A 22,317-nucleotide genomic window follows, 5' to 3' on the forward strand; every position below is an offset into this window, starting at 1 on the left:
TTCGAAGGCGCGCGGAAAGCGCTTGGCTCATGACGCGCACGACCCATCCCCGGCAGAACGGTCGCCCCGTCCTATCCCGTTGCGGCGGCATTTCCAGGTCCTGGCCCGGCGGCGGTTCCCCAAACCGCCTCATCCGGCCGGCAAGGCGCCTAGTGGCAGACCTTCACCCGCTTGATGACGAGGTTGCCGTAGTAGTCGTATTTCTTGACCTTCTTCCAGACGCACTTCGGCTTGTGGCCGTAATAGTGCGTGGCAAGCTCGACGGTGCCTGCCGGCCGGATTGTCGCGGCATCCGGCATCATGCCGGCGAGCGACGGTGCGGCGGATGCACCGAAGGACAAGGCGGTAATGGCGATGGAAACAAGGATATTGCGCATGGACGGCTCCCCTCTGGCCCTCTGGAGAATACGGTCTTGCAATGCGATGCGCCGGTAAATCCGACTTTCCTAAAGTAGCATCTTTCCCGGGCTGCGGAAACAGATATGACGGGCCAAGACCGGGTGGGTCTGCCCTCAGGCGCCGTCGTCCGGAATGTTCAGCACATGGCCGCAGGCCTTGCAGTGCACCGCATCGGCCTCATGGCGCGAAAGGCCGCATTGCGGGCAGGGGAAGGTCACCTTGTAAGGCCGCACGATCGCCTGCGCGAGCCGCACGAAGAGCGAGATGCCGATGATCATCGTGACGATGGAGGTGAGCTTTCCCAGCGTGCCGGGCAGGGTGATGTCGCCGAAGCCGGTGGTCGTGACGGTGGCGACGGAGAAGTAGAGCGCATCGACGAAGCCTTCGAAGCCCTCCGCGCCGTAGAAGAAGTTGCTGTAGACGAAGCCGGTGACGAGGAAGAGGAAGACGAGGAAGTTCACGCAGGCCTGGATGACCTCTTCCTTGTCGCCGTGCCCGATGCGGTGCAGCGTCAGCGTGACGAGCTTGCTCTGGCTGATCGCCCAGATGCGCAGGACGCGCAGGAAGGCGAAATTGTGGAGCTGGCCCGGAAAGAGCAGGGTGCCGAGCACGACGATATCGACGCAGGTCATCGGCCGCAGCGCCCAGTAGCGCAGGTTCGGCGCGATCAGCGCCCGCGCGGCCAGCTCGAAGGCGATGACGGCGGCGATGACATAGTCGACGATGATATAGGCCGGTCCCTTGCGCAGATACGGGCCTGCGACGAAGAAGCCGAGGATTGCGATATCGACGAGGAGCATGGCCGCCTGGAAGCGGATCGCCTCCCGGTCGCGGCCGAAATAGAGCCCGCGCAACTGCCGGCGCACCCGTTCGAGAAAGGGCTGCGGCTCAGTCGCGCTCAACGGGTCGTCGCTCATCGCTGAAAGACTAGCGCCCGCCGGATGCCGGTCAAGCGCCCCCTCAGAACCGCGCCTTCATCGTCGCGAGGAAGGTGCGGCCGGGGCCCGGCAGGCGATCGGCCATGTCGATGTCGTTGTCGAAGATGTTCAGCACGCTGAGGCCGGCCTCCAGGTGCCCGCTCTCCGATTTCCAGGTCAGCGCGGCGTCGGTGGTCCAGTAGCTGTCGAGCGTCTGGCCGCTTGGTGCGCCGTTGACATAATAGTGCGAGCCGAGCCGCGGACCGACGAAGCTCTGGGCGAGCGTCGCCGTCCAGCGCGCGGGGTGCACATAGGTCAGGCCCACCTGCGCCACATAGTCGGGCACCAGCGGCACGTCGAAGGAGGAATCCCAGCCGGTCGTGGTGTCCTTGCTGGCGTTCCAGGTGAAGGAGCCGAAGGCGCCGAGGCCATCGCCGACCCAGTAGTTGGCGCTGATCTGCAGGCGGTCGATCTTGCCCGTGTCCGTCAGGAAGCTCGCCATGAAGTCTTCCGGCGTCAGCGTCAGGCCGTTGAAGCGCAGGTGCTGGTATTCGACCGCGGTGAAGAAGCGCTCGTTCCACTCGGCGTCCCAGCGCACCGCCGTCGTCCGCGTCTGCCCACCGCGGAAGAGCGGCAATTCCATCGGGGCAAGGCCGACCGTCGTGACGGGCGAGAGCGTGTAGTTGCTGGCGAACTGCGTATCCTGCCGATAGTAGGCGCGCAGCCAGTGGCTGTCGTTCGGCGCGAAGGCGATGCCGGCCCGGTAGTCGACCGGTCCCCAGCGCGGGCTGTCGCCGTCGAAACGCGACTGGAAGGCGCCCGCCTGCACCTGCAGGCTGTCGGAAAGCGCCAGATAGCCGTCGATATAAGCCCGCGTCGCCGAACTGCCGCCGTCGGCATCGCCGAGGTCCTCGATCACGCCTGTCGTCAGGTTGGTGGCGGTCGTCGAGATGTGGAAGTCGCTTTCCGCCGCCTCCATGCCGTAGCGCAGCGTCAGCGGGCCGATGCCCAGCAGATGACCGACGCCATAGGTGAAGACGTCCTCCCGAGACGTGTCAGCGATGCGATAGGTGATCGGGGGAGTATCTTCGTTCTCATCGTCGTCGACGATCGAGCGGTATCGGGTCAGGTCGTCCGTGCGGCGGTTGACGGCGAAGGCCTGCAGCACGTTCCGCTCGCCGATGACATGGCTCCAGGCGACGCCGAGCTCGGTGGTATCCGTCACGCTGTCGTTGAAGGGCGCGGGATTGGAGGTCTGGCCCGGATAGCCGACCTCCTGCCGGATCCTGTTGCCGAAGAGATAGACGCTGTCCGTCAGGGTCGGCTTGATGCCGATGCGGAAGAGCCCGCCCAGAAGATCGTTCTCGTCGTTTTCGCGCGCGCTCTCCGGCCGGGTGATATCGCCCTGGAGATAGTAGCTGACCGGCACGGGCGTGTAGCTCGTGCCCTGGAGCAGGATGTCGCTCGCCCAGCCGGTGGCGGCGCCGTAGTTCGAGAGGGTCCCGCCGAGCGAGGCTTCGAAGAAGTTGCGGGTCTCCAGGCTGTTGCGCTTTTCCTCCGAGGCGACCGACAGGGGCGCGAACAGCCGCGCCTGAAGCTCCGATGCGATGGAGGAGCCGCCGGAGGAGGAACGGTCGAGGCCGGAGAGCGGCGTGTTGACGAAGGGACTGCCGCCGCCCGCCGTCGCCTCGTCGACATAGGTCGTGGAGACGAAGGGATCGTAGGACCGGTCGGCATAGAATTGGCCCCATTCGGTCAGGCCGATATTGTCGAGCGTCACGCCGAGATAGGAGGAGACCTGCCGGTTGGTGTCGTAGCCGGAATAATAGCCGCCGCGCGCCTGCCGGCGGCGCAGCGCCTCGCGGGCGTTGATGATGGCGTCGTCGGCGCGGAACTCGTCGATCGCGATGCCGGCGCGGATGAGGGCGATGCTCGGATTGTCGCGGTCGAAACGGTCGGCATTGTCGAGCGCCTGGGCGGTCTCGGCATCGGCGCCGCTCTGGTAGCTGGCGATGGCAAGGCCGATCAGCGCGTCGCCGGCGGTCGGGTTGACGGCGGCAGCCTTCTGCAGGACCTTTTCGCCCTCCGCGGTCCTGCCCATGCGCAGGAGATAGCGGCCCTTGGCGGCAAGCACGGCATAGGAGGTGGGATCGAGCGCCTCGGCGGCGTCGATCGCTTCTTTCGCCGCGGCCATCTGGTCGTTGTCCATCAGGAAGCGGGCGTGGTTGGCGTGCAGCGCGGCGTTTTCCGGGTTGAGGGCGATGGCACGCCGATGGGCGACGTTGGCCTCCACGATGGCGTTGCGGTCGCTCTTCAGGATGCCGATCTCGTTCCACACGGCATCGTCGCCGGGCGCGGCCTTCACCGCCCGGTCGAGCTCGGCAAGCGCGCCGTCGATGTCGCTCGACACGGTGGAGCGGAACCGCGCGCTGACGAGCAGATGGGCAGGATCGTCGGGATCGATCGCCTTCGCACGGTCGAGCGCCGCGCGCACCTCGTCGCGGTCGTCGAGTTCGTAGGCGAGGCTGGCGCGCATGGCGGGCAGGGCCGCTTCGTTCGGGAAGCGCGGCTCGGCCCTGCGGAGGAATTCGATCGCCTCGACCTGTCCCTGGAGGTTGGCGATGGCGGTCGCCTGGGCGATCGCCTCCCCGGCGGTCTCGGGCGTCTGGTTCAGCGACGGTGCTTTGGCCTCGGTGTCGGGGTTTTCCAGCGAGAGCGCGATCCACTCGCCGTAGCGCGCCATGGTGCGCCGCTCGCCGGAAAGATGCGGCATCGCCTTGCGGAACAGCCGGATCGCCTCGTCATACCGTGTGGCCTGGCCGGCGATCATCGCCTCGACCAGGCTGGCGCGGGCCTCCAGCGCGGCGGGAAGCGGGCGCGGCAGGCGGGAAAGGGCGGCCTCGGCGGCCGCCCTGCCGTCATAGGCGAGCGCCGTCTCTGCGAGCGTCAGCCAGTCCTCGCGGCTGCGGCCGGCCTCCGGCGTGTCGAGGATGCGCCGCCGCTCGGCGCGGGCCTTCGTGCTTTCCGTGCCGCTGACGGGCAGGCTCGCGAAGGTGCCGCGCACCTCGCTGTAGAGCAGGACCTGTTCGCGCTCCTTGAGATTGACGAGGATGTATTTGCGCGGCGCCTCGCCGATCCGCGCCACGGCGCCTTCGCCCTGGCCGACCGTCACCGTGCCTTGCGCGTTGGAAAGCTCCACCGTGCCTTCCAGCACGGTCAGCGTCGTGCGGTCGCCCTCGGCGCGCAGCGTCCAGTCCGTGCCGCGAATGGCGGCTGCCGCCGCGGGCGTATCGACGGTGAGCCCGCTGCCGCCGCGGTCCGCGCGGCCCCAGATCGTGCCGCCTTCGAGATTGAGCAGGCTGTCGGAGGCGCCGTCGATCTTGCGCACGCGCAGGACCGTCTCGCGCGCCATGCGCACCAGCGTGTTGTCGGCAAAACGGATGGCAAGGCTGCCGATGGCATTGGTGCGAAGCGTGTCGCCGGCGATGAGGTCCTGGTTGACCTCGACGCCGCGCCAATTGTCCACCTCGACGAAGCGCACCTCCTCGCCGGATTTGCGATCCACGACGGCGCCATCCACGGCCGAACCGCGCGGCAGGACCTCCGCACACGCCGGATAAGAGCCCGCAACGATCGCGAGGGCCGAAACGCCCAGCTTCAACACACGCATGTTTCTTGTTCGTCCACCCTCGAAGGCGACGATATGGATGCAATTTTTCGGTGTTGTCAACGCGGGGAAAGCAACCCGTCAGGCAAGTTTCCAGGCGATGTAGACGAGTGTTGCAGCAATGATCCACAGCGCCAGCCGGCCGGAGCGGCTGTGGCGGGCCTCGGACCGGCCGATCGCCTCGGCGGTCTCCGCATCGAAACGCAGGCCCTTTTCGGCCATGCTGGTGATGTCCTGCGACAGCTTTTCGGCCTTGGCGGCGATTTCCGGCGCCGCCTCGGCCAGCCGCAGGGCGGCATGCGCGCCGTCGCGCAGGTCCGTCAAAAGCCGCTTCGGCCCGAGATTGTCCCGGATCCAGTCGCCGACGACGCCTTCGGACGCCTTCCACATGTTGAAGCGGGGGTTCAGCGTGCGCGAGACACCCTCCACCACCACCATGGTCTTCTGCAGCATGACGAGTTCGGTGCGGGTCTCCATGTCGAAGAGCTCCGTCACCTCGAAGAGCAGGGTCAGGAGCTTTGCCATGGAGATGGTCTCGGCCGGCTGGCCGTGGATCGGCTCGCCGATGGCGCGGATCGCCTGGGCGAAGCTGGCGGTATCGTGGTGCGAGGGGACATAGCCCGCCTCGAAATGCACGTCGGCGACGCGCTGGTAGTCGCGCGTGATGAAGCCGTAGAGGATCTCGGCGAGGAAACGGCGCTCCTTCTTGCCGAGCCGGCCGACAATGCCCATGTCGACCGCGACGATGACGCCCTCGGGGTCGACGAAGAGATTGCCCTGGTGCATGTCGGCATGGAAGAAGCCGTCGCGCAGCGTATGGCGCAGGAAGGACTGGATCAGCGTATCGGCCAGCCTGTCGAGGTCGTGGCCGGCGGCGCGCAGCCCCTCGACGTCGGACATCTTGATGCCGTCGATCCATTCCATGGTGACGACGTCGCGCCCCGTGCGCTCCCAGTCGACCTTCGGCACGCGGAAGCCGGGATCGCTTGCGGTGTTCTCGCCGAGTTCGGAAAGGGCGGCGGCCTCCAGGCGAAGGTCCATCTCGACCTTGGTCGTCTGCTCCAGCGTGCGCGTCACCTCGACCGGCTTCAGCCGGCGCGTGTTGGGCAGCATGCGCTCCTGAAGGCGCGCGGCGGCATACATGGCTTCCAGGTCATGGGCGAAACGCTGGCGCACGCCGGGGCGGATGACCTTGACGGCGACCTTGCGCTCGCCGGTCGCGTCGCGCACCGTCGCGGGATGGACCTGCGCGATGGAGGCGGCGGCGATCGGGTCGCCGAAATTGACATAGAGGTCGTCGAGCGGCCGGCCGAGCGAGCCTTCCACCGTGGCGACGGCCGCTTCGCGCGGAAAGGTCGCCATGCGGTCCTGGAGGGCGGAGAGGTCGACGGCGATCTCGGCGCCGACGACGTCGGGCCGGGTCGCCAGGAACTGGCCCATCTTCACATAGGACGGGCCGAGGCGCTCGATGGCGCGGGCAAGGCGGTCGCTGCGGTCCTCCTTCGAGGCCCGGCGGCGCTCGAAGAGGCCGGCAAGCGTATGCGCGGTGCGCGCGAGCGGCGGCATGCCCTCCGTCGGCAGGGCCGAGACGACGCCCTCGCGCATGAGGACCCAGCCCACGCGGGCGAGCCGAAGATAGGCGCCGATAACACTCATGCGGGAAGGCGCTGCTGGGAGGAGGATCGGACCATGCTCACAGCTTCCAGCCCGAATGCAGCGCCGCGATGCCGCCGGTGTAATTGGTGAAGGTGACGCGGGAGAAGCCGGCGGCGCGGATCATCGCCGCGAAATCCTGCTGGTTCGGGAATTTGCGGATCGATTCGACGAGATACTGGTACGGCTCGGCATCCCCGGTGATCATCTTGCCGAACTGCGGGATCGCCTTGAACGACCAGGCTTCGTAGAACTGGTCGAGCAGCGGCATCTCCACCTCGGAGAATTCGAGCACGAGCAGCCGCCCGCCGCGCTTCAGGACGCGATAGGCTTCCGACAGCGCGACATCGATGCGCGGCACGTTGCGGATGCCGAAGGCGATCGTATAGGCATCGAAGCTGCCCGTCTCGAAAGGAAGCTCCTCCGCATTGGCCTCGACGAAATCGAGATTGGCGGAAAGGCCCTTCTTCGCCGCCCGGTCGGCGCCGACGGCGAGCATCGAGCCGTTGATGTCGAGCACGGTGGCATGGGCCAGCTTGTCGGAAGCCTCCACGATGCGGAAGGCGATGTCACCCGTGCCGCCGGCAACGTCGAGCACCCTGTAGGACGGGTCCTTGCGCGGGTTGAGGCTTGCGATCATCGCGTCCTTCCAGGCCCGGTGCAGGCCGGCGGACATGACGTCGTTCATGATGTCGTAGCGCTTGGCCACCTTGTGGAACACGTCGTTGACGAGCGCCTGCTTCTCGCCCTGCCGCACCTCGCGAAACCCGTAGGAGGTTTCCATGCCGCCGTCCGCGGATGTGCGCTGTTCCGTCATCGTCGTCTCCATGGGCCGGTCTGTCGCAGCCGGATTGCCGCAAAGACCATAGCGAATTGGCAAGGCCCGCGCTATCTCACGCACAGCGCCCGTCGCTTCGCCGGGTATATAGGACATAGATTGCCGAGAGGGAAATGCCGCGCCGCGGCAAATGCGCTCACGGTTAAGGTCCGTTGACATTCAGCCCGGAGCGAGCCGAAAAGGGCGTTTTTTGCAGGCCGTTCCGGGCCGAATGCCGGCGGGCCGCAAATCGAAGGAGACGATGATGCCGGAATTGCCGGAAGTGGAAACGGTGCGCCGGGGCCTTGCCCCCGTCATGGAGGGGGCGACGATCCGCCGGGCGGAGCTGCGCCGTCCGGACCTGCGCTTTCCCTTCCCGCCCGCCTTTTCCGAGGCTTTGTCCGGCCGCCGCGTCGTCTCGCTCGGCCGCCGCGCCAAATATCTGCTGATCGATATCGAGGGCGGCGACGTGGTGATCGCCCATCTCGGCATGTCCGGTTCCTTCCGGGTGGAGGGCGCCGAGCCGCCCGGCGATTTCCACATTCCCCGCAGCAAGGACGCGCGCCACGACCATGTCGTCTTCCACCTGGAGACGCCGAAGGGCGAGCGCCGCGTCATCTACAACGATCCCCGCCGCTTCGGCTTCATGGATCTTGCCCGGCGGGAGGACCTCGCCGCCCATGCCTTCTTCCGCGATCTCGGTGCCGAACCGACCGGCAACACGCTGGATGCCGACTACATCGCCGCCAAGTTCCGCGGCCGCCAGACGCCGCTGAAGGCCGCCCTGCTCGACCAGAAGAACATTGCCGGCCTCGGCAACATCTATGTCTGCGAGGCGCTGTGGCGCGCGCATCTTTCGCCGGAACGGCTGGCCGGCACGCTGGTCACGGCCGCGGGCAGGCCGAAGAAGGAGCTCGTCCTCCTCACCGAGGCGATCCGCCAGGTGATCGCCGATGCGATCGAGGCGGGTGGCTCGACCCTGCGCGACCATATCCGCGCCGACGGCTCGCTCGGCTACTTCCAGCATTCCTTCTCCGTCTACGACCGCGAGAAGGAGCCTTGCCGCACGCCCGGCTGCACGGGCACGATCGGCCGCATCGTGCAGAGCGGCCGTTCCACCTTCCATTGCGCCGCCTGCCAGAAATAAGACAGAGGAGAGAACCATGGCCTATGAAACCCTGCTGGTGGAGACGCGCGGACGCGTCGGCCTCGTCACGCTCAACCGGCCGCAGGCGCTGAACGCGCTGAACCGCAAGCTGCTCGACGAGCTGAAGGGCGTGCTCGCCGCCTTCGAGGCGGATGCCGGCATCGGCGCCATCGTCCTCACCGGCTCGGAAAAGGCCTTTGCCGCCGGCGCCGACATCAAGGAGATGCAGCCCTATGGCTTCGCCGACGCCATGGTGGAGGACCTTGCCGCCGGCTGGGACGACGTGGCGGCCTGCCGCAAGCCGATGATCGCCGCCGTCAGCGGCTTTGCGCTCGGCGGCGGCTGCGAGGTCGCCATGATGTGCGATTTCATCATCGCCTCCGAGACGGCGAAGTTCGGCCAGCCGGAAATCACGCTCGGCGTCATTCCCGGCATGGGCGGCACGCAGCGCCTGACGCGCGCCCTCGGCAAGGCGAAGGCGATGGACCTCATCCTCACCGGCCGGCTGATGGACGCGGCGGAAGCCGAGCGCGCCGGCCTCGTCGCCCGCGTGGTCGCGCCCGAAAGGCTGCTGGAGGAGGCGCTGGCCGCGGCGGAAAAGATCGCCGGCTATTCCCTGCCCGCCACCATGCTGGCGAAGGAGGCGGTGGGGCGCGCTTACGAGACCGTCCTTGCCGAGGGCATGCGTGCCGAGCGCCGGCTGTTCCATGCGCTCTTCGCCACCGAGGACCAGAAGGAGGGCATGGCGGCCTTCATCGAGAAGCGCAAGCCCGCCTTCCGGCATCGTTGACACCGCCGGGCGGCGTTTCTTGCAGAATCCGCGTTGACGTCGTCGTGGTTTCCGGCTATACGCCGCCCACAGTTTGGAAAGCCGAATTCCAAGGTTTTCCGATATTGCTCCCGAATTGCTTTGATGACAGGTCGCAGTGACCCGGCACGGCGAGGGTGGAGTTTGTGTCAGATTTCTGAAGAGAGGCATAAATGGCCAATACAACCTCGGCAAAGAAGGCGACCCGCAAGATCGCCGCGCGCACCGCAGTCAACAAGTCGCGCCGCTCGCGCGTCCGCAACTTCATCCGCAAGGTCGAAGAGGCCATCGCCTCCGGCGACCAGGCTTCGGCCGCTGCCGCTCTGAAGGCTGCCCAGCCGGAACTGATGCGCGCTGCCACGAAGGGCGTGCTCCATTCCAATACAGCATCCCGCAAGGTCTCGCGTCTGGCGAACCGCGTGAAGACGATGTCGGCCTGATAGCCCCATCGAGCTATGCAATATTAGAAAAAGCCCGGCGCTTGCGCCGGGCTTTTTCTTTGGTTTTTCGAACCTGCTATGGTTAATGTGCAAGGCTTGATCGTGTCAAAAGAGTGACGAAGAAAATCCTTTAAATTCAGTTACTTGCGGGAGGTTGGGTGACGTTCTCCCACCTTTCGTTGCGGGAGTTTGACAGCAATCTGAGTCAAGCGAATTTTTATTTTTTTCGTTTTTCAAGCCTTCCGAAAAGGACCCGAAAACAAAGCCATTGATTCCTAACAGATTCTCCTTTGGGCCCCTGATTCCGAGTCAGGAACGGGCTCGCGAGTCAACGGCCGCCCCTTAATTTTGCGTAAAATTCGTGATTGATCTTGGGGCCTGATCCTGCCTAAATGCTTTCCACAGGGGGCGCGGACACAGCCTTAAAACGATCGCCGACAAGACTGTCTCAAAAGGCAGCGGTGATTGTTTGTCTCCTGTGACGGAGCGGCTCCGCTTCGTAAAATCATCCAACCGGCAACGCTTGCCCCAGGTGCTTCACCGCACACTGGCGAGGGTTTTTGTGACTATTGGTTGCGTCGGTTGCAAGGGCCGTGAGGACGGCCGATGACGAGGGCATGCCCGCCGTACGCTCGACGAGGGAGTGAGCGGCGCGGCCACAGACGGGACTTGACGATCCGGTATGACAACGGATTCGATGGACCTGAATTGTGTTTGGGAAACAGGTTCATGCCGAATGTAGGGGGTCGGCATGATCGGGGCACCAGATCCCGGACCGGGCGATGGCTCGGCACGGCCGGGGGATGGCAAACATGAAAGGCGTCGGCAGGAATGCCGACGTGGCGAAGGAAGCATGAAAGGCGGCAAGATGCAGGTGAATACGGCCAGAACGGCTGGTGCATTCGCAAACGGGGAAAATGCACTCAAGGCGCTCCCGCAAGAAGGGGTGCAGGCGGCGGGGGTTCCATCCGAAATGAAGCAGGACGCGATTTTCGAGCGGGTCAGTGCGCGCCTTAAAGCGCAGGTTGGTCCGGACGTCTTCGCGAGCTGGTTCGGGCGGCTGAAGGTCCACTCCGTGTCCAAGAGCGTCGTGCGCCTGTCGGTGCCGACGACCTTCCTGAAGTCCTGGATCAACAATCGTTATCTCGATCTCATCACCAGCCTGTTCCAGCAGGAGGATGCCGAGATCCTCAAGGTGGAGATCCTGGTGCGCACCGCAACCCGCGGCGCCCGCACCGGTGCCGCCGAGGAGGCCGTCGTCGTCGAGCCCGCTGCGCCGCAGGCCCAGCCGCGCCGTCCGGCGAATGGCCCGCAGCCCGTCGCCAGCGTTGCCGCATCGGTTGCCGCCACGGCCCAGCCGCGTGCCCAGCATTCCGGCCCGCTCTTCGGCTCGCCGCTCGACCAGCGTTATACGTTCGATGCCTTCGTCGAGGGCACCTCGAACCGCGTCGCCCTTGCCGCTGCCCGCACGATCGCGGAAGCCGGGGCCGGCGCCGTGCGCTTCAACCCGCTCTTCGTCCATTCCAGCGTCGGCCTCGGCAAGACGCATCTCCTGCAGGCGATCGCGCTCGGTGCGCTGGCGAGCGCCCGCAACCCGCGCGTCGTCTACCTGACGGCCGAATATTTCATGTGGCGCTTCGCGACCGCGATCCGCGACAATGACGCGCTCTCCCTCAAGGAGACGCTGCGCAACATCGATCTCCTGATCATCGACGACATGCAGTTCCTGCAGGGCAATTCGATCCAGAACGAGTTCTGCCACCTGCTCAACATGCTGCTCGATTCCGCAAGGCAGGTCGTGGTCGCCGCCGACCGTGCGCCGTGGGAGCTGGAATCGCTCGATCCGCGGGTGCGCTCGCGCCTGCAGGGCGGCGTCGCCATCGAGATGGAAGCGCCGGACTACGAAATGCGCCTCGAAATCCTCAAGCGCCGCCTCGCGGCCGCGCAGCAGGAGGACGGTTCGCTCGACATCCCCGTCGAGATCCTGAGCCATGTCGCGCGCAACATCACGGCGAGCGGCCGCGAACTGGAAGGCGCCTTCAACCAGCTGCTCTTCCGCCGTTCCTTCGAGCCGAACCTCACGATCGAGCGCGTCGACGAGCTGCTCGGCCACCTCGTCGCCGCCGGCGAGCCGCGCCGCGTGCGCATCGAGGACATCCAGCGCGTGGTGGCGAAGCACTACAACGTCTCGCGCCAGGAACTGGTCTCGAACCGCCGCACACGCGTCATCGTCAAGCCGCGCCAGATCGCCATGTATCTGTCGAAGACGCTGACGCCGCGCTCCTTCCCGGAGATCGGCCGCCGCTTCGGCGGACGCGACCACACGACCGTGCTGCATGCCGTGCGCAAGATCGAGGAGCTGATCGCGGGCGACACCAAGCTCAGCCACGAGATCGAACTGCTGAAGCGGTTGATCAACGAATGATCATGGCGTTCATGCCGTGACGAAAAGGGGCCGGAAGGCCCCTTTTCAGTGTCCGCGCACCGCGCGCGCCTCTTCCGTCAGCCATTGCCGCAAAGCCGCGACCGCCGGCCGGTCCAGCGCGCCCGGCGGATAGACGATGTAATAGGCAAGCCCCGTCGCCACCCCGCGCGGGAAGGGGGCGATAAGCCGCCGCTCCTGGACCTCGCGCGCCACCAGCGAAAGCCGCGCCAGCGCCACGCCGTCGCCCGCCTTGGCCGCCTCGATCGCGCCGTTGCTGTCGGTGAAGACGGGGCCGCGCTGCACGTCGATGCCGGCAACGCCCATCGCCTCCAGCCAGAGCCGCCAGTCCTGTCGGTGCACGTCGTGGATCAGCACATGGCCGGCGAGGTCCGCCGGTGCATCGAGCGGGATCTTCTCCTTGAGGGCAGGCGCGATGACGGGCATCAGGTCGTCGTCGAGCAGCCTTTCGCTGACAAGGCCTTCGTAGCGGCCGAAGCCGTGGCGGATCGCGATGTCGACGCCATCGCGGGCAAAGTCGACGAGGCGGTTGGAGGCACTGATGCGGATATCGGCGCCGGGCAGGCGCTCCTCGAATTTCGGCAGGCGCGGCACGAGCCACTGCGCGGCGAAGGTCGGCGTGCAACTGATCGCCAGCGTCGTGGGGGATTTTGCCCGGGCCAGCAGCTCGTCGGTCGCCTCGCGCATCATGCGGAAGGCCGAGCGCATCGCCTTGAAGTAGCCCTCGCCATTCTCCGTCAGCCTGATCTGCCGCGGCCGTCGCTCGAAGAGCTGCACGCCGAGCGATTGCTCCAGCTCGCGGATCTGCAGGCTGACGGCGCCCGGCGTGACATTGAGCTCGCCGGCGGCGAGCGTGACGCTCAGGTGCCGCGCCGCCGCTTCGAAGGCGCGCAGGCCGGAAAGGGAGGGGAGGCGGCCGTTCATGATTTAGTTTTCCTCGCTGAAAAGCCGAAATATGATCGTTTGTACGGCGTGAAAATCCGCGAAATTATAACGCGAAAACCGGATTTTGACATCCGGGCTCCGCGTTCGGTTTAGAAAATTTCGCAAGGAGATCCCCATGGCCAACCGTAGCATGACCGCAGGCGAATGGGGCCTGCTCATCGCGCTCTCGCTCCTCTGGGGCGGTTCGTTCCTCTTCAACGGCATCCTGGTGCGCGAACTGCCGACGCTCACCATCGTCGCCGCCCGCGTGGCGCTCGCCGCCCTCGCGCTCTGGACGGTCGTGCGCCTTGCCGGCCATGCCGTTCCGCGCAGCAGGGGAGTCTGGCTCGCCTTCCTCGGCATGGGCGTGCTCAACAACATCATCCCGTTCTCGCTGATCGTCTGGGGCCAGACGCATATTGCGAGCGGCCTCGCCTCCATCCTCAACGCCACCACGCCGCTCTTTGCCGTCATCGCCGCCCATCTGCTGACGAAGGACGAGAAGATGACGGGCGGGCGGCTCGTCGGCGTCCTCGTCGGCTTTCTCGGCGTGGCGCTGATGATCGGCCCCTCGGCCCTCACCGATCTCGGCGCCAACCTCCTGGCGCAGCTCGCCGTGCTCGGCGGTGCCGTCTCCTATTCGATCGCCGGCATCTTCGGCCGCCGCTTCCACCGCATGGGCCTGCCGCCGCTGCTGCCGGCCGCAGGGCAGGTGACGGCCTCCGCCGTGCTGATGCTGCCGGTCGCGCTGGTCGTCGACAGGCCGTGGACGCTCGCCATGCCATCAGTGGAGACCTGGATGGCCCTGTTCGGCCTCGCCTTCCTCGCCACCGCGCTCGCCTATGTCATCTTCTTCCGCATTCTCGCTACGGCGGGCGCGACGAACCTGATGCTCGTGACCTTCCTCATCCCCGTCAGCGCCATCCTGCTCGGCGCGCTGGTTCTCGGCGAGATGCTGGCGCCGAAGCATTTTGCCGGCATGGCGCTGATCGCCGTCGGCCTTGCGGCCATCGACGGGCGTCTCCTGCGCATGGTGATGGAAAAGCGCCGGCCGCTCGGCTCGGATGCCGGCGGCTGATCAGCAGGCGAGGTCCGCGACGACGGCGTCGAGGATCAGCATGCCGGCCGGCGTGCAGCGCAGCCGCGAATTGCCGAGCCGCTCGATGAAGCCGTGCTCGATGAGGAACTGTTCGCGATCCGGATCCGGGTCGCGGCCCGACAGCATTTGCCAGCGGGCGAGATCGACGCCCTCCTTGAGGCGCAGGCCCATCAGCAGCAATTCGTCCGCCTGTGCCTCGCGCTCCAGAAGCTCCTGGTCGATCATGCCGTGGCCCTGCGCTTCCACAAGCTCCAGCCAGCCCTCCGGCTTCCGCTCCGTGGCGGTGGCGATCTTCGCGCCGCCGGTCGTCAGGCGGCCATGGGCGCCGGGGCCGATACCGACATAGTCGCCGTAGCGCCAATAGGTGAGGTTGTGGCGGCTCTCCGCGCCGGGGCGGGCGTGGTTGGAGACCTCGTAGGCCGGCATGTTTTCGCGCTCGGTGATTTCCTGCGTCGCCTCGTAGAGCACGGCGGATTGCTCCCCGTCGGGCACCACCAGCTTGCCGGCCTTGTGAAGACCGTAGAAGGGCGTGCCCTCCTCGATGGTCAGCTGGTAGAGCGAGAGATGATCGACGGCGTAGGAGACGGCTTCCTTCAATTCGCGGTCCCACTCCGCCACCGTCTGGTTCGGGCGGGCATAGATGAGGTCGAAGGACATGCGCGGAAAGATGTCGCGCGCCAGCCGGATCGCCTTCAGCGCATCGGCGACGTCATGCAGCCGGCCGAGGAATTTCAGGTCCCGGTCGTTCAGCGCCTGCACGCCGAGCGAGACGCGGTTGACGCCGGCGGCACGATAGCCGCGGAAGCGTTCGGCCTCGACGCTGGAGGGGTTCGCCTCCATGGTGATCTCGATGCCGTCAGGCACATGCCAGTGGCGGGCGATGCCGTTGAGGATCGCATCGACCGTTTCCGGCGCCATCAGCGAGGGCGTGCCGCCGCCCATGAAGATGCTGGTGACGCTGCGCGAGCCGGTGAGGCGGCGCATGGTCGCCATTTCCTTCAGGAAGGCCTGCACGAAACGCGGCTGGTCGACCGGCTGGTGGCGCACATGGCTGTTGAAGTCGCAATAGGGGCATTTGGCGGCACAGAACGGCCAGTGCACATAGATGCCGAAGCCGGGATCGGAAAGGTCCGATCCCATGCTCGGCCGGATATCGAGGGGCACCACCGTCATCGCGCCTCAGGCCTTCAGGCAGGTTTCGACGAAGCGCTTGAAGGCACGGGCGCGGTGCGACAGCGCGGCCGCGTCGCCCGGCTTCCAGCCGTGCTTTTCCTGCGCGCTCATCTCGCCGAAGGTCGTCTCGTAGCCGTTCGGCCGGAAGACCGGATCGTAGCCGAAACCCTCCGTGCCGCGCGGCGGCCAGACGACGTGGCCTTCCACTTCGCCGCGGAAGAGTTCGGTATGGCCGTCCGGCCAGGCAAGGCAGAGCACGGAGACGAAGCGCGCCGTGCGGTCCTTCGCCTCGGTGGCGCCCTTCTCGGCAAGCGCCGTCTCCACCTTCTCCATGGCCATGGCGAAGTCGCGCGTGCCGTCTTCCTTTTCCGCCCAGTTCGCCGTGTAGACGCCCGGCGCACCGTCGAGCGCATCGATGACGAGGCCGGAATCGTCCGAAAGGGCGGGCAGGCCCGAGGCCTTCGCCGAGGCGAGCGCCTTGATCGTCGCATTCTCCTCGAAGGTCGTGCCCGTCTCGTCCGGCTCCTCGAAGTTCAGTTCGGCGGCGGACCTGGCGGAAAAGCCGAAGGGGCCGATCAGGTCCTCGATCTCGCGGATCTTTCCGGCATTGTGGCTGGCGACGACGATCGTCTTGGTGTCGAGCTTGCGCATGATGGTCCTTACGCGATGTTCCAGAGGCCCGGTTCGGCACATTCGAGGCTGTTGCCGGCGGGGTCGCGGAAATAGATGGAGCGGGCGCCGTTCGGCCAGCGGAAATCCGCTTCGATGGCGATTCCGGCTTCTTCGAGCTTTTTCACCCAGAAATCAAGCGCCGGGCCCGGCACGCGGAAACAGGCATGCCCCGGCCCCGTCGCGCCGTGTACCGGCACGGGAAAGGCGTGCGGCGGCGGCGGATGCACGGTCTCGGCCGGATTGAAGATCAGGAGAACGCCGGGACCGCAGCGGAAGAAGACGTGGCGGTTCGCCTGCCGTGTGATCTTTTCCAATCCCAGGATGCCGCCATAGAAGGCTTCCGCCGCGTCGAGGTCGTCCGCGTAGAGCGCGGTTTCGAGAATGCCTTCGATCGCGGCGGTCATGGCGAAACCTGTCTCAGGCGATCGCCTGCTTCTGCAGGGCGACGAGATCGGTGATGCCGGCACGGGCGAGCGCCATCAGGCCGGAGAACTCCTCCTCCGTGAACGGCTTGCCCTCGGCAGTGCCCTGGATTTCGACGATGCCGCCCGCGCCGGTCATGACGAAGTTGGCGTCGGTCTCGGCGGCGGAATCCTCGAGATAGTCGAGGTCGATGACCGACTGGGCGGCGAAGATGCCGCAGGAGATCGCGGCGACATGGTCCTTCAGGACCTTCTCGACCTTGATCATGTTGCGGGCCTCCATCCACTTCAGGCAGTCGTGAAGGGCGATCCAGGCGCCGGTGATGGACGCCGTGCGGGTGCCGCCATCGGCCTGGATGACATCGCAGTCGACGGTGATCTGGCGCTCGCCGAGCGCTTCGAGATCGACGACGGCGCGCAGCGAACGGCCGATGAGGCGCTGGATCTCCTGCGTGCGGCCGCCCTGCTTGCCGGTGGCGGCTTCGCGCTTCATGCGGTCGCCGGTGGCGCGGGGCAGCATGCCGTATTCGGCGGTCACCCAGCCCTTGCCGCTGTTGCGCAGCCACGGCGGGGTCTTGTCTTCGAGGCTGGCGGTGACGAGCACATGCGTGTCGCCGAACTTGACGAGACAGGAGCCTTCGGCATGTTTGGAAATGTTGCGCTCGAAGGAAACCTTGCGCATCTGGTCGGTTTTTCTGCCGGACGGCCGCATTGCGAACTCCTGTCTGAATTGTCTGGGAAGCTGCTTTAGACCAGTTCGCCGGGCGAGGGAATGGCGCCGCGCCGCGGGGCTGGCGTTTTGGCGCCGTTGCGGCGGAAAACCGCGGCGGGAAAATCCGTTTTGCGCTCCCGTTCGAAATCACTATATTCCTGTCGGATAACAGGGTTTGCTGCGGAAAGATGGTTTTGAAGAGATCTCCGGGTCCTGACAGTCAGGCGGCGCTCGACGAGCGTTCGGGCGAAATCTTCCGCCGCATCGTCGAAAGCTACCTGGAAAGCGGCGAGCCGCTCGGCTCGCGCAACCTGTCGCGCATCCTGCCCATGTCGCTCTCGCCGGCCTCCGTGCGCAACGTCATGAGCGATCTGGAGGAGCTCGGCCTCATCTATTCGCCGCATATCAGCGCCGGGCGCCTTCCGACGCAGCTTGGCCTGCGCTTCTTCGTCGATGCCTTCATGCAGGTGGGCAACATCTCGCCGGAGGACCGCGCCTCGATCGAGCGCCATGTGCGCCCGCACGGCCAGAAGCATACCGCCGTCGAGACCATGATGAACGAGGCGAGCCAGGCGCTGTCGGGCATGTCGCGCGGCGCGGGCATCGTCATCACCACGAAGAACGACGCCGTGCTGAAACATGTCGAGTTCATCCGGCTGGAGCCGACCAAGGCGCTCGTCGTGCTGGTCGGCGATCACGATCAGGTGGAGAACCGCATCATCGAACTGCCGGCGGGCGTGACGAGTTCGCAGCTCACCGAGGCCGCCAATTTCCTCAACGCCCATCTTGCCGGCAACACGCTCGTGGAAGCGCGCTCGCAGCTCGAACGGCTGCGCGGGGAGATCAGCAGCGAGCTGGACAAGCTGTCGCAGGATCTCGTCGAGCGGGGCCTTGCGGTCTGGTCCGGCGGCTTCGACGAGGGCAAGCCGACGCGGCTCATCGTGCGCGGCCGGGCGAACCTCTTGGAAGGCCTTGCCGGCGCCGAGGATATCGATCGCCTGCGCATGCTCTTCGACGACCTGGAGCGCAAGGACAGCCTGATCGAGCTGCTGAACCTTGCCGAGACGGGGCCGGGCGTGCGCATCTTCATCGGCTCGGAGAACAAGCTCTTCTCGCTGTCCGGCTCCTCGCTCATCGTCGCGCCCTATCGCGACAGCGACGACAAGATCGTCGGGGCCGTCGGCGTCATCGGGCCGACGCGGCTCAACTATTCCCGGATCGTGCCCATGGTGGACTATACGGCCCAGCTCATCTCGCGGCTTTCGCGCTGAAGGCCCGCAATCCGGGCATCGGCCCTTGATTTTTCGGGATCAAAGCTCGATATCGGGCCAAACCCTTAGAAGATGCAATTCGGAGTACGTCATGACCGACGAGAACAAGAAACACGGACCTGACGAAGCGGCAGAGAACACCATCGCCGCCGACACGTTTGCGCCGGAGGAGGCGGTTGCCGAGGCGGATGCCCCGGCAGAGCCGGATCCGGTCGACGTGCTGCGGGCGGAAAATGCCGATCTCAGGGACAGGTACCTGCGTCTCGCCGCCGAGATGGACAATCTGCGCCGGCGCACCGAGCGCGACGTGAAGGACGCCAAGTCCTATTCCGTCGCTGGCTTTGCCCGCGACATGCTGGCCGTGTCGGACAACCTGCGCCGTGCGCTGGATGCCATTCCGGCCGAAGCGCAGGCGGCAGAGGACACTGGCCTGAAGGCGCTGGCCGAGGGCGTGGAGATGACCGAACGCTCCATGCTCGCAGCGCTCGAACGCCACGGCGTGCGCAAGCTCGACCCGATCGGCGAGAAGTTCGACCCGAATTTCCACCAGGCCATGTTCGAAGTGCCGAACCCGGATGTCCCCAGCAACACGGTCGTGCAGGTCGTGCAGGCCGGCTACGTCATCGGCGAGCGCGTGCTGCGCCCGGCCATGGTCGGCGTTTCCAAGGGTGGCCCGAAGGCGCCTGCTGGCGAGGCGAGCACCGCGCAGGCCTGATCGGCACACGACAGGACAAAGAAAAACCGGCGGTCGCAAAACCGCCGGTTTTTCTTTTGCATTCGGTAGATGTCAGGCCGCGTTCGACGCCTGTTCCTCGCTGAGGCAGGCGTAAATGGCGCTCTCGTTGTCGGAGGCGCGCAGCTTGGCGACCATTGCGGGGTCGCGCAGCACGCGGGCGATGCGCGACAATGCCTTGAGGTGATCCGCGCCGGCACCTTCCGGGGCCAGAAGCAGGAAGACGAGGTCGACCGGCTGGTCGTCCAACGCCTCGAAGTCCACGGGGGTTTCGAGCCTCGCGAAGAGGCCGGTGATCTGCGAAAGCTCCTTCAGCTTGCCGTGCGGGATGGCGATGCCATTGCCCACGCCGGTCGAACCGAGCCGCTCGCGCTGAAGGATGACGTCAAAAATCTCGCGTTCCGGAAGCCCGGTGATCTTTGCCGCTTTCGTCGCCAGTTCCTGAAGCAGCTGCTTCTTGGAATTGGCCTTCATCGCCGGAATAATCGCACTCTGCTGCAGCAAACCTGCCAATGCCATGCTTTTGTCCTCGTGCGCTGGGTGAAGGGTTTGAAGAGGCGTGGCGCCGTTCCGGCGCCACGCTCCCCGCACTCAGCCTTTGATATTGGCTGGGTCTATCCAGCCAATATTGCCGTCGTTGCGTCGGTAGACGATATTGAGCTGCTCCGATCCGGCGCTGCGGAAGAGAAGAACCGGTTCGTCCGTCATGTCGAGCGCCATCACGGCGCTGGCGACGGACATGGTCCGCAGTTTCTTCGTGCTTTCCGCAACGATGGTCGGCGCGTAGTCCTCGGGAAGCTCGTCGTCTTCGTCGGGGACCGAATCCATCACCGTGTAAGCCACTTCTGCAAAGGCATCATGACCATTGCCGTTGTGGTGATCCTTGAGCTTGCGCTTGTAGCGACGCAGGCGCTTCTCGATCCGTTCGGAGGCCGACTGGAAGGCCGCCAGCGGATCGTTCGCTTCACCATTCGCCTGCAAGGCCATGCCGGTATCGAGGTGCACCTTGCAATCGGCACTGAACCGCGACCCCGCTTTTTCCACGGTAACCTGGCTCGAATATCCTCCGTCGAAATATTTGGTTACGGCCTCTCCGACCTGCTCTTCAATGCGCTGACGGAAAGTTTCGCCGATTTCCATATGTTTACCGGATACACGCACACTCATGGAGGTTTCCTCTCTTTCGTGATTTGCGCGCAACAGTCTATTCCAACCTTACCCACGTTCCAAGCGTTTCACGCATGCGCTGTTTTTTGCATCGTACGCTTCAGAAAAGCGGGGATATGTCTGGAATTCCGGCCTGCCTTCCCTGCGAAAGTGGGGCGCGCATTAGCCCGTCCCGTCAAGGAAGTCAATTCCCGGGTTCACGCATTCTTAACGTCTGTCACGGGGAAACGCCTGATATCCCGCCTTTGTTTCAGGAGGCGCCGGCCTTGGCAAGCGCCCGCTTTTCCCGGCGCCGCTGCACGGAGGAGGGGATGTTCATCGCTTCGCGGTACTTTGCCACCGTACGGCGGGCAAGATCGACGCCGCCCTGGCGCAGGATATCGACGATGTCGTCGTCCGACAGCACGGCATCGGGCTGTTCCTGGGCGATCATGGTGCGGATGCGGTGGCGCACGCTCTCGGCCGAATGGGAATCGCCCCCCTCCGCCGAGCCGATCGAGACGGTGAAGAAATATTTCAGTTCGAACAGGCCGCGCGGCGTCAGCATGTATTTGTTCGAGGTGACGCGGCTCACCGTCGATTCGTGCATCTTGATCGCCTCGGCGACCGTCTTCAGGTTCAAGGGGCGCAGATGGTCGACGCCGTGCATCAGGAAGGCATCCTGCTGGCGTACGATCTCGCTTGCCACCTTCATGATGGTGCGGGCGCGCTGGTCGAGGCTGCGTGTCAGCCAGTTGGCCGTCTGCAGGCACTCGTTGAGGAAACCGGAATCGGCGCTGTCGCGGCTCGTGCGGCTGGAGACGGAGGCGTAGTAGTCGCGGTTGACGAGCACGCGCGGCAGCGTGTCGGCATTGAGCTCGACATGCCAGGTTCCATCCGGCGCGGCGCGCACGACGATATCGGGCACCACGGCCTCCGAAGCGCTCGTCTCGTAGCGCGTGCCGGGCTTCGGATCGAGCTTGCGGATCTCCGCCAGCATGTCGATGAGGTCTTCCTCGCCGACGCCGCAGAGCTTCTTCAGCGTGGCGAAATCGCGCCGGGCGAGCAGTTCGAGATTGTCGACGAGCGCGGCCATGGCCGGGTCGAGCCGGTCCTTCGCCTTCAGCTGGATGGCGAGGCATTCGCTGAGCGAGCGGGCGAAGACGCCGGGCGGGTCGAGTTCCTGCAGGCGGTAGAGCACGCGGTCGACCTCGGCGACCGGCTTGCCGAGGCGCAGCGCCGTCTCGGCCGTGCTGCCCTGGAGATAGCCGGCCTCGTCGAGCTGGTCGACGAGGTGCTGGGCGACCAGCCGGTCGACCGGGTCGGGAAGAAGGAAGGGGATCTGCTCGTTCAGCACGTCGCGCAGCGTCTTGCGGCTCGCCACGAAGTCGTCGAGGTCGTAGCCCTCGCTGTCCCCGCCGCCGCCGGGCATGGATTTCCACTGGCCGATGAGTTCCGGCGCGTCGGCCGCGCGCGGGCCGGCATCGTCGGGAAAGACGTTGTCGAGGCCGCCGTCCAGCGTTTCGGGCGCGCTGCCGGCGCTGCCGCTGGTCGCGTTGTCGTAGAGATCCGGCTGGAAACCGTCCTCGCCGCTGCCGCCTTCGGTCTGGCCGCGATCTTCGCTCGGCAGGGCATAGTCCTCGCCGCCGCGCTCGCCCTCCCGGGCGCCCTCGTCGCCGGTGGTGATCTCCAGGAGCGGGTTCTTCTCGACTTCCTGCGCGATGAACTGGTTGAGCTCGACATGCGTCATCTGCAGGAGCTGGATGGACTGCATCAACTGGGGTGTCATCACCAGCGACTGGTTCTGGCGCAGGAAAAGGCTGGCTGCAAGTGCCATGCGGACGCTCTACTCCCCGGGAAAGCGGCCTCCGGCC

20 protein-coding genes are annotated in these 22,317 nt (G+C 65.8%); 7 read left to right on the forward strand and 13 right to left on the reverse strand.

Translation table 11 applies throughout. The features are described 5' to 3' along the window. Positions 1 to 149: 149 nt before the first annotated feature. From EV665_RS09045 to ubiE, 5 genes are all read right to left on the reverse strand, one after another. Positions 150 to 377, reverse strand: coding sequence for a hypothetical protein (locus EV665_RS09045; protein WP_133033867.1), 228 nt, complete (start codon positions 375 to 377; stop codon positions 150 to 152). Between the two features lie 135 nt (positions 378 to 512). Further along, positions 513 to 1,316 carry an ion channel gene (locus EV665_RS09050; protein WP_133033868.1) on the reverse strand — a complete coding sequence of 268 codons (804 nt, stop codon included), beginning with the start codon at positions 1,314 to 1,316 and terminating at the stop codon, positions 513 to 515. A 43-nt stretch (positions 1,317 to 1,359) separates the two neighbouring features. Further along, positions 1,360 to 4,986 (reverse strand): FecR domain-containing protein, encoded by a 3,627-nt coding sequence (locus EV665_RS09055; protein WP_133033869.1) that lies wholly within the window; start codon positions 4,984 to 4,986, stop codon positions 1,360 to 1,362. Between the two features lie 78 nt (positions 4,987 to 5,064). Then, complete coding sequence (gene ubiB / locus EV665_RS09060) at positions 5,065 to 6,639, reverse strand: 2-polyprenylphenol 6-hydroxylase (protein ID WP_133033870.1); 1,575 nt, start codon at positions 6,637 to 6,639, stop codon at positions 5,065 to 5,067. Between the two features lie 37 nt (positions 6,640 to 6,676). Beyond that, a complete protein-coding gene (gene ubiE / locus EV665_RS09065) occupies positions 6,677 to 7,453 on the reverse strand; it encodes a bifunctional demethylmenaquinone methyltransferase/2-methoxy-6-polyprenyl-1,4-benzoquinol methylase UbiE (RefSeq protein WP_064332751.1) in 777 nt (258 codons plus the stop codon). A 265-nt stretch (positions 7,454 to 7,718) separates the two neighbouring features. Here ubiE and mutM point away from each other — a divergent pair, with 265 nt between their 5' ends. From mutM to dnaA, 4 genes are all read left to right on the forward strand, one after another. Further along, entirely contained in the window at positions 7,719 to 8,600 is an 882-nt protein-coding gene (gene mutM / locus EV665_RS09070; RefSeq protein WP_133033871.1) for a bifunctional DNA-formamidopyrimidine glycosylase/DNA-(apurinic or apyrimidinic site) lyase, read from the forward strand. 16 nt (positions 8,601 to 8,616) lie between these two features. Continuing rightward, complete coding sequence (locus EV665_RS09075) at positions 8,617 to 9,390, forward strand: enoyl-CoA hydratase (protein WP_133033872.1); 774 nt, start codon at positions 8,617 to 8,619, stop codon at positions 9,388 to 9,390. A 191-nt stretch (positions 9,391 to 9,581) separates the two neighbouring features. Next, on the forward strand, positions 9,582 to 9,848 hold the full coding sequence (rpsT, locus tag EV665_RS09080) for a 30S ribosomal protein S20 (RefSeq protein ID WP_023514010.1): 267 nt from the start codon (positions 9,582 to 9,584) through the stop codon (positions 9,846 to 9,848). 973 nt (positions 9,849 to 10,821) lie between these two features. Continuing rightward, the gene (gene dnaA, locus EV665_RS09085; RefSeq protein ID WP_064328610.1) at positions 10,822 to 12,273 is read left to right on the forward strand and encodes a chromosomal replication initiator protein DnaA; all 1,452 of its coding nucleotides are present in this window, start codon (positions 10,822 to 10,824) and stop codon (positions 12,271 to 12,273) included. Positions 12,274 to 12,318: 45 nt separating this feature from the next. Here the strand turns inward: dnaA and gcvA are convergent, their stop codons facing one another. Beyond that, complete coding sequence (gene gcvA, locus EV665_RS09090) at positions 12,319 to 13,215, reverse strand: transcriptional regulator GcvA (protein WP_064328611.1); 897 nt, start codon at positions 13,213 to 13,215, stop codon at positions 12,319 to 12,321. Positions 13,216 to 13,351: 136 nt separating this feature from the next. On the opposite strand from gcvA, the gene EV665_RS09095 reads away from it, so the two are divergent. Next, the gene (locus EV665_RS09095; RefSeq protein WP_133033873.1) at positions 13,352 to 14,293 is read left to right on the forward strand and encodes a DMT family transporter; all 942 of its coding nucleotides are present in this window, start codon (positions 13,352 to 13,354) and stop codon (positions 14,291 to 14,293) included. Here EV665_RS09095 and hemW read toward each other — a convergent pair whose 3' ends face one another. Genes hemW through rph form a run of 4 tightly spaced genes read right to left on the reverse strand, consistent with a single transcriptional unit; the run spans position 14,294 to position 17,293 of the window. Next, positions 14,294 to 15,487 (reverse strand): radical SAM family heme chaperone HemW, encoded by a 1,194-nt coding sequence (gene hemW, locus EV665_RS09100; protein ID WP_245507670.1) that lies wholly within the window; start codon positions 15,485 to 15,487, stop codon positions 14,294 to 14,296. 6 nt (positions 15,488 to 15,493) lie between these two features. Next, entirely contained in the window at positions 15,494 to 16,138 is a 645-nt protein-coding gene (rdgB, locus tag EV665_RS09105) for an RdgB/HAM1 family non-canonical purine NTP pyrophosphatase (protein ID WP_133033874.1), read from the reverse strand. Between the two features lie 8 nt (positions 16,139 to 16,146). Next, the gene (locus EV665_RS09110) at positions 16,147 to 16,563 is read right to left on the reverse strand and encodes a VOC family protein (protein ID WP_064328615.1); all 417 of its coding nucleotides are present in this window, start codon (positions 16,561 to 16,563) and stop codon (positions 16,147 to 16,149) included. 13 nt (positions 16,564 to 16,576) lie between these two features. Next, positions 16,577 to 17,293 carry a ribonuclease PH gene (rph, locus tag EV665_RS09115; RefSeq protein ID WP_064328616.1) on the reverse strand — a complete coding sequence of 239 codons (717 nt, stop codon included), beginning with the start codon at positions 17,291 to 17,293 and terminating at the stop codon, positions 16,577 to 16,579. Between the two features lie 194 nt (positions 17,294 to 17,487). Between rph and hrcA the strand changes: the two genes are divergently transcribed. Together hrcA and grpE are read left to right on the forward strand one after the other, a co-directional pair. Continuing rightward, positions 17,488 to 18,564, forward strand: coding sequence for a heat-inducible transcriptional repressor HrcA (gene hrcA, locus EV665_RS09120; protein WP_245507671.1), 1,077 nt, complete (start codon positions 17,488 to 17,490; stop codon positions 18,562 to 18,564). Positions 18,565 to 18,655: 91 nt separating this feature from the next. Beyond that, entirely contained in the window at positions 18,656 to 19,279 is a 624-nt protein-coding gene (gene grpE, locus EV665_RS09125) for a nucleotide exchange factor GrpE (protein WP_064328618.1), read from the forward strand. A 72-nt stretch (positions 19,280 to 19,351) separates the two neighbouring features. Here the strand turns inward: grpE and ptsN are convergent, their stop codons facing one another. From ptsN to rpoN, 3 genes are all read right to left on the reverse strand, one after another. Next, positions 19,352 to 19,816, reverse strand: coding sequence for a PTS IIA-like nitrogen regulatory protein PtsN (gene ptsN / locus EV665_RS09130; RefSeq protein ID WP_064328619.1), 465 nt, complete (start codon positions 19,814 to 19,816; stop codon positions 19,352 to 19,354). 72 nt (positions 19,817 to 19,888) lie between these two features. Then, positions 19,889 to 20,464, reverse strand: a complete 576-nt coding sequence (gene hpf, locus EV665_RS09135) for a ribosome hibernation-promoting factor, HPF/YfiA family (RefSeq protein ID WP_064328620.1) — start codon at positions 20,462 to 20,464, stop codon at positions 19,889 to 19,891. 250 nt (positions 20,465 to 20,714) lie between these two features. Then, positions 20,715 to 22,280 carry an RNA polymerase factor sigma-54 gene (gene rpoN / locus EV665_RS09140; protein WP_133033876.1) on the reverse strand — a complete coding sequence of 522 codons (1,566 nt, stop codon included), beginning with the start codon at positions 22,278 to 22,280 and terminating at the stop codon, positions 20,715 to 20,717. Positions 22,281 to 22,317: the final 37 nt, after the last annotated feature.

This window comes from Shinella granuli (assembly GCF_004341885.1).
GTDB classification, from domain to species: Bacteria; Pseudomonadota; Alphaproteobacteria; order Rhizobiales; family Rhizobiaceae; genus Shinella; species Shinella granuli.

Bases quoted from the DNA above. Each gene is read 5' to 3' on its own strand.
- EV665_RS09045 (WP_133033867.1), bottom strand. From the start codon at position 377: ATGCGCAATATCCTTGTTTCCATCGCCATTACCGCCTTGTCCTTCGGT.
- EV665_RS09050 (WP_133033868.1), bottom strand. From the start codon at position 1,316: ATGAGCGACGACCCGTTGAGCGCGACTGAGCCGCAGCCCTTTCTCGAA.
- EV665_RS09055 (WP_133033869.1), bottom strand. From the start codon at position 4,986: ATGCGTGTGTTGAAGCTGGGCGTTTCGGCCCTCGCGATCGTTGCGGGC.
- ubiB (WP_133033870.1), bottom strand. From the start codon at position 6,639: ATGAGTGTTATCGGCGCCTATCTTCGGCTCGCCCGCGTGGGCTGGGTC.
- ubiE (WP_064332751.1), bottom strand. From the start codon at position 7,453: ATGACGGAACAGCGCACATCCGCGGACGGCGGCATGGAAACCTCCTAC.
- mutM (WP_133033871.1), top strand. From the start codon at position 7,719: ATGCCGGAATTGCCGGAAGTGGAAACGGTGCGCCGGGGCCTTGCCCCC.
- EV665_RS09075 (WP_133033872.1), top strand. From the start codon at position 8,617: ATGGCCTATGAAACCCTGCTGGTGGAGACGCGCGGACGCGTCGGCCTC.
- rpsT (WP_023514010.1), top strand. From the start codon at position 9,582: ATGGCCAATACAACCTCGGCAAAGAAGGCGACCCGCAAGATCGCCGCG.
- dnaA (WP_064328610.1), top strand. From the start codon at position 10,822: ATGAAGCAGGACGCGATTTTCGAGCGGGTCAGTGCGCGCCTTAAAGCG.
- gcvA (WP_064328611.1), bottom strand. From the start codon at position 13,215: ATGAACGGCCGCCTCCCCTCCCTTTCCGGCCTGCGCGCCTTCGAAGCG.
- EV665_RS09095 (WP_133033873.1), top strand. From the start codon at position 13,352: ATGGCCAACCGTAGCATGACCGCAGGCGAATGGGGCCTGCTCATCGCG.
- hemW (WP_245507670.1), bottom strand. From the start codon at position 15,487: ATGACGGTGGTGCCCCTCGATATCCGGCCGAGCATGGGATCGGACCTT.
- rdgB (WP_133033874.1), bottom strand. From the start codon at position 16,138: ATGCGCAAGCTCGACACCAAGACGATCGTCGTCGCCAGCCACAATGCC.
- EV665_RS09110 (WP_064328615.1), bottom strand. From the start codon at position 16,563: ATGACCGCCGCGATCGAAGGCATTCTCGAAACCGCGCTCTACGCGGAC.
- rph (WP_064328616.1), bottom strand. From the start codon at position 17,293: ATGCGGCCGTCCGGCAGAAAAACCGACCAGATGCGCAAGGTTTCCTTC.
- grpE (WP_064328618.1), top strand. From the start codon at position 18,656: ATGACCGACGAGAACAAGAAACACGGACCTGACGAAGCGGCAGAGAAC.
- ptsN (WP_064328619.1), bottom strand. From the start codon at position 19,816: ATGGCATTGGCAGGTTTGCTGCAGCAGAGTGCGATTATTCCGGCGATG.
- hpf (WP_064328620.1), bottom strand. From the start codon at position 20,464: ATGAGTGTGCGTGTATCCGGTAAACATATGGAAATCGGCGAAACTTTC.
- rpoN (WP_133033876.1), bottom strand. From the start codon at position 22,280: ATGGCACTTGCAGCCAGCCTTTTCCTGCGCCAGAACCAGTCGCTGGTG.